Genomic DNA, 11,844 nt, shown 5'->3' on the forward strand with positions numbered 1-11,844 from the left:
TACCAACATGGTGCGAAGTATCAAGACGTTCGCTGAGAACCAGAGCCGAGTGATTCGAGATCAGCGACGGTCATCGGACGCACACACCGGCAACCGACCGCGTCACTTGCCCAGCCCTCAGGAGGCATTGCCGCCCACCTCAGAAACATGCCCTGTCCCCATGTGTCCCCTTGCCGCCCACCTCAGAAACATGCTCTGTCCCCATGTGTCCCCATGTGTCCCCATGTGTCCCATGTCCCCATGTGTCCCATGTGTCTACCTGTCACCATGTGTCTACCTCTGTCCCCATGTGTCTGTCCCCATGAGTCTCCCTACTTGTCGTGACAACCTGCGTTGCGGTATTGCTTGTGCTCATCCGATACCTCCCAGCTTTGGGCATCTTTTTGACGCTGGTTCTACCGCTTTGCATTGCGGTCTGGCTACGTCGCAGAATCCTCACTACGCCTGTGATTCAACGGTTGATCGTCCGGATTCCGATGTTTGTCATTCTGTTTGGTTCGTTCCATTGTGCGATGCTTGGTCCTTTGACGATGTTCATTTCCCTGACAGGCGTACGTTTGGATCGTGGAAGGGCTGAGGTTGCAACTATCGCAATTTATTCTCCATTGATATCGCTTCACCGCGCTGTACCGCCTGCACGTGAACCCGTAAGACAGTATCTTGATTGGTGGGATCTGTCGCGATGGTGACGCCGTACAAAAGCGACGGCATGCCGTTGCACCGAAATGGTGAATTGGGGGGCGGATTAGATTATCCGCGGTCGTGGCTGGCTGATCGATATCATTCCGTAATTTGACACGTTGAGAATTTGATGCACGCGATTCACTATGACCAACGGGGAACTCTCGAGTCGGGATATTTTTTTGAATTACTCTTTACTGACTTCCTGGTTTGGCCGGGGTTTCGTGAAGAAGACTCGCCGAAGAAGCCTTGGTTTATCACCGACGTTTTGTATGACGCTTCACTTGAAGTCGACTTCCAAGGAAATCGTGAAACGCTTGATTGTGGATGCGAGGCCTATGTAGCGGATGAAATCACAGCGCGAGTCGAAGGAGTTGCGGATCTTTATTTCAGTGGTGATGATTGGATTGTTTATCTCGAGCCTACGCATCGGTTGTTTCAAAACGCGGGCCTCAAGGGCTATCAGACAAAATCGGTGCGCGTCGAAGGCGACCAGCGAGACTGGTATGCGCTCTGTCCCGCTGACCAACAGGATCTTGGCAATCTCGTGATCGAGGGGGCAACGCCAAAATGTCCATGCTGCGGTCACGAAATGGTTTGCTCAGCCTGCTACTCGCTCCACCGAGTGTGCCCGCAATGCAACGAGGGGAGCATTCGTTATCTCGGTTCGCAAAAAGGTCCACCTCAGCCAGTTCCGCGAATCGAGGAACACGAGATTCCCGCAAGACTGACTCTTCATACGGCGGTGGTGGACGTTACACGTTGGAACGGGGAGGACTTTTTCTATACCAATAACCTGATTGTGACCCGGCGAACGCTCGAGTTCATCGCTCACCATCGCTTAGGACCTCTGTGTTGCAAGCCGATCCTTGCCAGAACCGATCAAATTGATCAAGAGAAACGGGCGTTGCTTAAGCGTGCCGCACAGATCGACGGGCTGGTTCCGCGAAGCCCGTTGAACTGGTTTTGGCGACCATCCATGGAACGTCGTGACGAGATTAGGCGTGCACGAGCGTTCAAGAGTCGTCACAAGCGGTTTGACAAATATGCGAGAGCGTTCAAAACGCATGCCAACAAAATCTTGGCCCTCATCGACGAGAGGCAACACAAATAATAGTCCTCTGATCGTTGCCGATCGTTCGTTCGGTCGATTTCATCGTGGACAGTGCGGTTGGGCGGCTTGCTCCGTGCGTTTGTCAATCCTTGCGAACAAAACACACCGTGTACTAATGCCGCGTAAACTGCAGGGTAGTCGCTTCGCCGGGGTCAGGCCTTGTGTTGAGTTTTCAGGTGTGGTGGCCTACTGACGGAAAGAGACAACTACCCCCACCCGGCGTGAGATTGATGCTACGCCCACCTCGTCTTTAGTTTCCTGGTGCTAACTACCAGGAACGTCACTCGCGGTGATGGTCGACGAAAGCGGTTCAGTGATCAAGGTCATTACGAGCGTTTTGCAAGGGCATGCAATACGCGGTTGCGCGAAGCGAGTGGATCGTGCTGTCCTACTGCTGGATCAATTGGTAGCTGAAAAGCTCCACCTGATGGATCTGCAACGTTTCAAACTCCTTTGCGTAATCAAGAGGCCTGAACCCTGGTATGTCCACGCGGAGTTCAGGGCATCAATCAAACTCCTGAACTGGGACTGAGATGAACTCACCAACCGCCGCCAGCTTAACCGGTCAGCCAAAACGTCTCCTGACCTTTTTTCTTCTCGCGATGCAAAGCCAATTTAGTCTCAGAACTGATATTGGTTGGCGCAATTAAGATGTATGCAATACACCTTAATGCTGGGGTTTCCATCATTATCCGTCGCCGTACCAACAGAGTATTTGTCGCTGTAGACTTGTGGTTGTGTGTATCGGATTTCAATTGGGACGTTGTTATCATGGCACCAAATTCCAAAGAGGCACACCGCTAACTATCTCGTGCAAACGAAGCGACTCGTAAGCGATTCAGTGGCGGTTGATTCTAGGGCTTGAACTTCGCCATCTGAGTCTCTCGCCAGACGCTGAGGTATTGAGCGATCCCACGGCGAGTTTGGGGAGCCGCCTTTCGAATGAACGCTTGGTTCGAATCATCCAACAGCGTGTTGCCTGCCTGCTGAACCCGATGGGCGGCTTGAATCGCAGTCGCTTCGTCAAAGTCTTCCAGCGATTTTAGAATGGTGTTCAGATCACCACCCGCGCTCATGAAAATATCTCGAGCATATTCATGAGCCGGCGTTGTTTTTCCGTCTTGGTCTGCATCAAGCCACACGGCACCACTGCAACCAACAACGTGCGATTGCCAATCCGGTGACATCGGTTGATAAGGTTTGGCTGTCTTCCAGTACAGTTCCTCGATTCCCGGGCCGATTGCGATCGCAACAAAATACACATCGTGCTTCGGTTTCGGGATGCGAAACCCCTCAACCGCCTTGACGCCTGTCGCCAAATCAGGGCGTCGCTCGGAAATGTCTCGCTCCGCAATTTGTTGACCGTTACGATAGAGAATGATCCTGCTGGCCTCGGTCCAGTGGGGACCCAAGACATGGACCTTCAAATGCAGCGTGTCTCCGTCGGCGGTTGCAGTTTGTCCCGACTGAAATGAGTCTTCGACGACTAGCTTGGTTAGAAGTCCATAGCTGACCAACACTTCGCCCTGCAAGAATTTATCGACCGCGTCATCCACGTCGATGTTTCCGGGATCGCGGTCGTCGCAACGAATGTAGGTGCGACCCTGTCCGACGATATAGCGGCCGACGTCATGGGAATCACTGCTACCGACAGGAGTGACACGGTAGCCACGATTCAGGACTGCCATCCAATCATGAAACAGTCGCAAGATATCCGTTTGTGTGGCTGACGAGTTAAGAACCTCCATCGCATTAAAACCAAAATGCCAACCTTCGAGATTTTCTCCAACCACCGCGTTGTGCAGCAGTGGACCAAACGGAGTGACACTGGAATGTTGGTCGCGAGCGTGGTTAAGGATAGCGACTTTGACGTTGGGCGTCGCGCAAATGTCGTCCAATAGAGCTTGCCAGCTCGTCAACGTGTGGTCAGGAATCGGCTCACCAGTTGCAACCGGGAATATGTTCACATGCCCAATGCGGGACGTCACTTCGTTGCCGATCATCGGCGTGAAATATTCGCTGACGTTCGCTTGTCGAGCGAATGGGCGATAGTCGACATGCGAGTTGTGGTCGGTGGCAACGGGCATTTCAATACCCTCGGCAGCCAACGTGATCATTCGCTCTTCAACGGTCGCGTCACCGTGTCCGGAATGCGTAAGCGTATGCACATGCGTGTCGCAAGCGACCAAACCCTCCGTGTCGACTTCGCGAGTGAGCTTTAACGTTCGCTGGACCGATTGACCGGGTGTCATTGCGATCTCGATCCGCTCAACAGAATACTCAAAACCGCGGCCTGCAAAAATCGTGTAGCGACCGGCGGGGAGACCAAATCGTGCGGAACCGTTGGACGTATAGATGACACCGGGGCGGACAGCAAGATGATCACCTGATGATGCGGCCACTGCTTGCAGGGCACCGTCCGAGTTGAGAACCGTAATACGCGACGGTAGCGACAAGCCAGATTCCGCGCCGACGATGGTCAATTCGCAAGACGCCTCCGAAAGGACATCCTCGACCATTCGATCTAATAATCGGATATTCCCGATGCGAACGTCGTCGGTCACAGTATTTCGCTGAGCCGCTTGCTCGATTCGCAAAACGTTTTCCCCTTGTCGCAACACGTTTGCGGGCACGGGAAAGTAGACCCGCATGTCGTTTTCATCGATACGAAGACGGCCAAGCTGTGTACCGTTGATCGTCACGTCCCAACCCTGCTTGACATCCTGCTGCTGAATAACGAGCGACCGTTCGTTCTTGTTTTCAGAGGATTTAAATTTGACGTCGATGAATCTTTCATCGGGTGAATTGGGGAACTCTGTCCATTCTGGCGGTCCTTCAATCCGCACATGTCGAAGCCCACTGACTAACACTTGCTCGCAGTGGACGCGTGGGCACGGCACAACGACCAGAGCCACAAGGAAGAGTAGATTTGTTTTGAGTTGCATGTTCGTCCTATCTGCGGTCAAGGTGATGTTTCCAGGCTCGTGTACGAGCGAGAAGTCTAAGCACTACCGCTAGGGATGGGCGTGGTACAGATACATTGCACCGTACGTCCAGTTGCTCTTGGGCATACCAGGGAAATTTTGGCGATCCATCATCAGCGCGATGTATGGCGCCGGGTAACCGTCGGGAAGGGGGATGATGTTGGGCCAAATTCGCGTCCCTGTTTTTTCGTTCCACGGCGGCAGATGCATGTTCAACTCACCGACCGGCTTCAGCTCGGGATAGCTGCGAATATAGACTTTGCGATCAGCACTACCGAAAAAGACATAGCGTGAGTCGCCGACCTTTTGGATTAAGGTCCCTGTGCTGTCCATTTCAACGGGACCGGCTAGACGCTGATATCCACGATCCCAATGATCGGATTCCCACATTCCTGCTCGATACTTGCCCGCTTTCTCGGACAGCAACAAACGCCATTTGCCTGCCTGCGAATCATAGACACCGTGCGGGTCTTCGTGCTGTCCGGTCACACCGATCGGCTTGGCGTGCATGATCGAAAAACCACGCCGCGGATCGCGATCACTCCAGACCGCAAGGATCGCCTTTTCCTCTTGACTTGATTTCGTCCCCAGTGCGCTGAAGCCGGTCGTCCAGCCTCGCCACTGTTTCGATGCCTCGTCATAGAACAGGTGTGAGGCGAGTTCGTTCCGCCAAAGTCCGTCGCCCATGTCAAAGACGATGATGCCCTCGAAGCGAATGTCAAAAACCGATGGGTCCATCGAAAACACCCCTTGCATCGGATGTGGCAAGGCACGTCCGCGAACCGTCATCGTTAACCACACGCGGCCTTGATCTAACAGCGGCTCACCACTCTGGTTGGTGATCGCACGAATGTCGGCCTGGCCACAACCGGGCGTCAAGGCCGACAGGACTTCGTCAATTTCAGCGAATGAGTTTGCTTCGAGATCACTCGACAAACAAAATTCGTAACGAGAGATCAAATCCTTGCGGCGAAGTTCGAGATGTTCATTAAAATCGGGATACCCGACCAGTTGCGACTTTCCTTCGGATTCGAGGTACAGGTTCACTCCGACGGCCAACATCTGGACACGTAGCCGCATCGGCCCCGTTGTTCTGACGTCGTCAGGCCATGCATATTCTTGACGACTGACTTCCTGTCCGTCCTTGACCACAACCCATTCGATCGCCTGGTACTCGCCGTCCTTGGCAACAATGCACGCGGAAAGGAAGTTCTTTTGCTCGGTATCGCAAAAGCTTAACCCAATTCGCCCGCTCCCATCGAATTGGTGCAGGCCAAGTTCATAAGTTGCAAAGGGATTGAATCCGCCGACCCACCGCTCGGACGATCCGCTGTGTGCGTCAGTCGAGATTCTCAGTCGCCCCGCTTTGATCGTGCCCCGGGTCTCGCCTGTCGGATCTCCCACCACCGGATGCATCAAGTCCAGTCCGACGGTCTTATCGGGCTGTAGCGATGACAGTGGAATCTGCTGTGACCGATCAAAAATCATTCTGCTCGTTGCTTGGCGGCGAAACACCAGTGACTGAGGAGTGACTTCAGGCGACTGAGCCAAGCCGTCAATGCCGAGGATGCACTGCAAGACCGCCGCGACCAGCACCACAAGAGTTCGACATCGAGGGCAGAATCGGTGATATTTCATTAGGTGTTTCTCATCTTCTACGGTTAACGGGTGTATCGCTGCGATGCTAGTCACAAAGTGTACAGGGCGACGGCATAATAGATAAAGAGTCGCCGAGGATAAACGACGTTGCCATCCGGTGTGACGATCGTCCGTCTTTTTCGTCTCGCATTTTCTCTTTCTGACAAACAAATAAATTCAGTCAACCTATTCGTCTGTCCCCACATTCGGCTGTCAAAAGCGATCCGTTCTGTGACCTTGTTACTCCCCCAACCTCTGAGACATTGACGGTGCGGAACTTGAGGTTTTTGAAAAACTCGTTCTCTTTAAACTTGCTGGCGCGATTGTCTTTGCTGCGCGTCCACAGAGATTCGTTAACAAGAATCCCTCGGAAAGTACGAGAAAAAGCTTTTGCTCCAGGACTAAGGTTGGACTGCTAAAAATTTGGTATTGACGTCGGATATTAAGGGTAAGTTTTTCTTCCCGTCTTTACTGCGGTTACCTCTCCACCAACGAAGTCGGGGGAGAGGTGGCAGAAAATCGCCGCAACTAAAAATCACAACTACCCCAAAGTTTTCAGTAGTCCAGACTAAGGCGTCTCCCAAACCAACGGCAGTCATTTTACTCTCTGGACTTCGTAGAAGCTTCGATCACATCGAAAAGACGCCCCTAATTGACCACGAATGTTACGCACACTCCGAGAATTTCATGCTTCTGGAAATTTGCATCGACTGTATCGAATCGGCATTGGTCGCCGAGCAGGGTGGTGCACATCGAATCGAAATCTGCAGCAGCCTCTCCTCCGGTGGGACCACACCCAGTTTGGGTCTCGTTCGTCAGTGCGTCCAGCGTTGCCAGATCCCTTGCATGGTGATGATTCGTCCGCACGATGGAGGCTTCGCCTACAGTGAAGATGACATCCGCAGCATGCTGCATGACATCGACGCGGTCAAAGAATTGGGCGTGCAAGGAGTTGTGTTGGGCGCGCTGACGCGAGACGGAGACGTCGATGTGCCGGCGATGAAGCGATTGATCCGAGCATCTCGTCCTCTTCAAATCACCTTCCATCGTGCCTTTGACATCGCTCGCGATCCACTGCAAGCACTCGACACGATCATCGGGCTTGGTGTCGATCGGTTGCTAACGTCGGGGCAAAGAGTGACCGCGGAAGTAGGCATGCAGCGGATCAAACAACTCATTGACCGTGCCGATAATCGGTTGACGGTAATCGCCGGAGCAGGAATCAATGAGTCGAACGTACGCCGAATTTTGGAAGCAACGCGAGTTCGCGAAGTCCATGCCAGCGCCAGCGTGCCAAGAAGGCCAGCGTTTGCGACTAGCGAAGTACGGTTCGGCGACCACAGTCGAGTGACGTCTGTGCAGCGAGTTCGCGAATTGATCGAGGCGATGACTTAGGCGGCGGTTACAACCCGGTGAGGCACGCCGCCACAGTGCCGTTGTTGTAAATCGCGTCAATCTCGGATGCAGAGAGGACGCGGTTCCAGATCGCGACTTCATCGATCATGCCGTCAAAGTTTCTGCCTTCCCCTGCGCGGTGGGCGCCGATCACCAAGCCTCCCGTTTCCGCTATCGGTCCCCGGATCGGCAGCGGATGCGTCTTGGCCAGCTTGCCGTCGACAAACAACTGCAGTCGCTCGGAATCGAACGTGACCGCGACGTGAGTCCAATCCGAAAATAGCGAACGGTCCAACAAGCAGTCAAAGCCGCCTTGCGGTTTGCTGCTAGGAGAACGCTCCGAGCCGACAGGCTGAGGAACGAGCGTCTCGGTGAACAGCTGCAGGTTAATCTTCTCGGCATCTCCGCACGCCCTGAATCCGACAGAGATCGCATAGCCACTGCCAGACGCATTGGGCAACTCGCAGTGATTCGTGACATTTGATTCCATGACGAAGGCGCGGTCGGTGCTGCCATGATCTGGTAGCGACGCTGGTTTGATCCAACTCGAAGCCGTATAGACGCTGGCGTTATCATCCAACATCGAACGTGGCACCGTGACGTATTGGCGGCCCGAGCGGCTTAGCTGCAGCGCACCACTGCGCGTCCCGTGTTCGTTGCTCACGGTGGCACCGCCAGTGAGTTGCCCGTCCAGCCGACTGCCTAACTTAGAGCGATTTTTAGTATCGCCATCAAAGCTCCAATAGCCTCGCAAATCCTTGGCAATACCCGTTTCAGGTTCAGACGTGAGCTGGTCGTACGTGATGGTCTTGACGAGATTTTCCTGGCCGTCTTTGTCGAGAAATTTGACAGTCAATACGGGGACGACTTTGGTGGTATCGGCGGTCATCACTAGGAACTGATTGGGTTCGACTCGTGACCACTCGAGGTCTTGGTGATAAACATTCAGCGAAGGAATGACGCTGGTATGGCCCGGCGAGATAATGAAATCGTGGAGGTCGTATCCAACACGCTGAGGGTGCATCAAATGACGCGAAACATGGATATCACCTCCGACCAGCACGACACCAGGGATTCGTTCTTTTTTGACGAAATCCAACAACGCATCGCGTTCCGCATAGTAGGTGTGCATGTCATCGGTTTCGCGATTCTTTTTGTCTTGCCAAATTTGGCCGTGCAACAGAACTTTAAAAGGTGCCTCCGAACTGCGGAGGCCTTCGAGCAACCATTGCCATTGCTCCTTGCCGTAACAAGTCGATTGGCTGGGGCTAACAGGTGAGGGGCCGGTTTGTGAGTACCATCGTGCGTCGAGCAAGAACACTTCCATCGCCCCCCGATCCGTCTTCTGATAAATGCCTTCCTCTCCGCTGCCATACTGATCCTGGACGCGGTATTCGACGAACGCGCGTCGAGTATTTGCTTTCAGCGCAGCGGCACTTTTTCCATTGCCGTTGTTCAAGCCGAAGTCATGATCGTCCCAGGTTCCGACAAGCGGTACGCTCTTGCCCAGCGCTGCGAGCCGGGGACGCTGCAGCAGATGGCGATGCTTGTTTCGCAGATCCGCGAGATTACCGGTGTCGGCGTAGGGAGTGTCGCCGCCCAGACACAGCAGATCGAGGTTGTGATTGGCCATCTGCTTCCAAACCGGATCGGTGCTGTCATTGACACAAGAAATGAAGGCGACATTCAGCACTTGACCACTGCGTTCCGCTGCGACGGTCGTGAAATGAAAGTCGCCATCTGCACCGGCAACGAGAGTGGCGCTGCCTGCTTCGATCTTCTCGATTTGGTATCGGTAGGCAGTACCGGGATCGAGCCCCATGACGTGGAATTTGGCGACGAAGTCATGCTCGGATTCACTGCGACTGTCGACGGCGGTGACTTTTGTGCCTTGTTCATCGTGCACGGTCAAACGCAGCGTGGCCGCCTCGTTACCAGGCCGGTAAAGCAGGTGGGCTTCCGTGGTCGTCAGGGTACCGATATAGGGGCCGACCGAATCGTCTGCGTGCAGTCCTCGTCCCAATAGAAGCAGGAAGACGATCGATAGACCGATAAGTTGTTTCGTCATTGCAGTGGTTTCAAAAACTTCGTTGATTTTTTGTGTGGAGAAGCGAGAGTCTACCACGCACCGAATCGCCCCGTCACGCGAAGGCATTTTGTAAGACCTCGCCGGATATCCATCCGCGTCCATCCCGTCGAAAATCGATTCGCGACAAATAAAGTCCACCAGAGACGTGCATATCATGGCAAGAACAATTATCTTGCTCGTATACATCATTGCCGCGTATTCATAACCGTCACATTGTGCAGAAATGGATGAATGCGCGATGCTCGTTAAGACGCTGTTCGCTAAGACTTTGGATTGGAATGTTAGAGCTACCAAGACGACCGATTTGCCCCTTTCCCTTTTTTTTAATCGCCGTCATCGGAGTTTCCTTCGGATTTTCCCAACGAGGATTCGCACAACTCGACCGCGACAATGTCGCAAACGCGAAGGCTGCGACCGTTCTAGTTGAGCGACCTTCGGGAGATGGATTCGGAACCGCGTTCTGCATTGACGCCAGAGGATTTTTCATCACGAATGAACACGTGGTTCAGGGAGAATCCGAGCAAATTCCCTTGATCATGAACTCCGGGACCGACAAGGAAGTCAAGTTTCTTTCGGAAATCGTCAGGACGAGTGCCGAACATGATCTCGCACTCTTGCGGGCAATCAAGCCGCCAGCCGGGCTGGTTGTACTGGAATTCGGAGACGACTCCACTCTTTTCGAGACGCAGCAAATCACCGCGTTTGGTTTTCCCTTCGGTACCGCGTTAGCCCTGAAAGACGAAACCTACCCAAGAATCAGCGTCAACGTTGGACGTGTGGTGTCGCTTCGCAAACGAGCGGATTCGCTCGAGTCCATCCAGATTGATGCGGTCGTGAACCCTGGTAACTCCGGCGGCCCCATCCTGGACAACAACAATAAGGTCGTAGGCGTCGTGGTGGAAAAGGTGATGGGCACCGACGTCAATTTTGCGATCCCCATTTCGAAGGTCAAACCGTTCCTGGAAAGCCCCGAGTTGGCACTTGAAAAAGTCAACATTCGATTTGTCAAACGGCATCAGCCCGTTGAACTCAAATTTAATGTCGTTACCTTCGGCACTCCCGCAGAGAAATATCAATTCGATCTGAAGCTCCGAGACAACCAAGGAGAAACTCCGGAGTTTGAAATTCAGGAGCGAACCCGCGATGATCAATTTTCGGTCAAGGTGACTCCGGTCAAGCAAACCAAGGATCGTCTACGGATTCCGGTGGAGATTGAATTTGCAGCTGGAAAAATCAATGGCGAACTCGACGAACAAGCCATCCGGTTTGGCAACTCGACGCAATACCTTGTGGAAATGAAGTCGTTCGAAAGGCTCGACGGAAACCGCTGGCGATTGACGCGTTATGACGGACGAAAGGTGGATTTAGAGGGACTGATGTTTGCCGAGCCAACGATCTATTTTGGCGGCTCCGAAATGAAACTCGACCTTGCATCGGTTACCCGGATTGACGTTGGTGAACCAAATGGCATGGCGAGTGAACTTCACTACGACGCCACGCTTCTTGATGGAACAAAAGTCGTTTCACGTCGCAAAGGAGTCATTCCCTTTGTTGGGACCCCCGGCGGTATCGAGCTGAAGACCGTCAAGAAGGAAGAAGAGACTTCTACGGCAGGACACTCCGAGGCATCCGATTATGTCTTGCCAAATGCAGTTACGATGTTCGCAGACGACGAAATCGTGTACGAATTGGATGAACCGTTTGATGATTATGTCATGGGCGGCGCCGATCGTTACATGATATTCAAGTTTGGAAAATCAAAACGCATTGTGATTTTTGACTTGCTGTACGCTAACCTCGCACACGAAATCAAGAATGTTGATTCCGATGCTCTGCTGACCGCCGGATCGAAAAACCTGTACGTCGTGCTACCAAGTCAAATGTTGATGCAGCGATGGAGTCTCGAGACTTTCAAGCTGGAAAAGACAACGCGGCTGCCAACA

Annotated in this window: 6 protein-coding genes; 3 read left to right on the plus strand and 3 right to left on the minus strand. The window is 53.2% G+C overall.

Features of this window, described 5'->3' with window-relative positions; translation table 11 throughout:
* Positions 1 to 811 precede the first annotated feature (811 nt).
* A complete protein-coding gene (locus ABX962_RS18055) occupies positions 812 to 1,795 on the plus strand; it encodes a hypothetical protein (protein WP_372721433.1) in 984 nt (327 codons plus the stop codon).
* Positions 1,796 to 2,649: 854 nt separating this feature from the next.
* Here ABX962_RS18055 and ABX962_RS18060 read toward each other — a convergent pair.
* Together ABX962_RS18060 and ABX962_RS18065 are read right to left on the minus strand one after the other, a co-directional pair.
* Positions 2,650 to 4,740, minus strand: coding sequence for a CehA/McbA family metallohydrolase (locus tag ABX962_RS18060; RefSeq protein WP_372721434.1), 2,091 nt, complete (start codon positions 4,738 to 4,740; stop codon positions 2,650 to 2,652).
* 69 nt (positions 4,741 to 4,809) lie between these two features.
* A complete protein-coding gene (locus ABX962_RS18065; RefSeq protein ID WP_372721435.1) occupies positions 4,810 to 6,417 on the minus strand; it encodes a hypothetical protein in 1,608 nt (535 codons plus the stop codon).
* Positions 6,418 to 7,104: 687 nt separating this feature from the next.
* Between ABX962_RS18065 and ABX962_RS18070 the strand changes: the two genes are divergently transcribed.
* A complete protein-coding gene (locus ABX962_RS18070; protein WP_372721436.1) occupies positions 7,105 to 7,812 on the plus strand; it encodes a copper homeostasis protein CutC in 708 nt (235 codons plus the stop codon).
* Positions 7,813 to 7,819: 7 nt separating this feature from the next.
* Here ABX962_RS18070 and ABX962_RS18075 read toward each other — a convergent pair whose 3' ends face one another.
* The gene (locus tag ABX962_RS18075; RefSeq protein ID WP_372721437.1) at positions 7,820 to 9,880 is read right to left on the minus strand and encodes an alkaline phosphatase D family protein; all 2,061 of its coding nucleotides are present in this window, start codon (positions 9,878 to 9,880) and stop codon (positions 7,820 to 7,822) included.
* Between the two features lie 299 nt (positions 9,881 to 10,179).
* Between ABX962_RS18075 and ABX962_RS18080 the strand changes: the two genes are divergently transcribed.
* A partial coding sequence (locus tag ABX962_RS18080) for a S1C family serine protease (protein ID WP_372721438.1) occupies positions 10,180 to 11,844 on the plus strand: 1,665 nt, incomplete at its 3' end.

The sequence above is a fragment of the Novipirellula sp. genome (genome assembly GCF_041583735.1).
Lineage (GTDB): Bacteria > Planctomycetota > Planctomycetia > Pirellulales > Pirellulaceae > Novipirellula.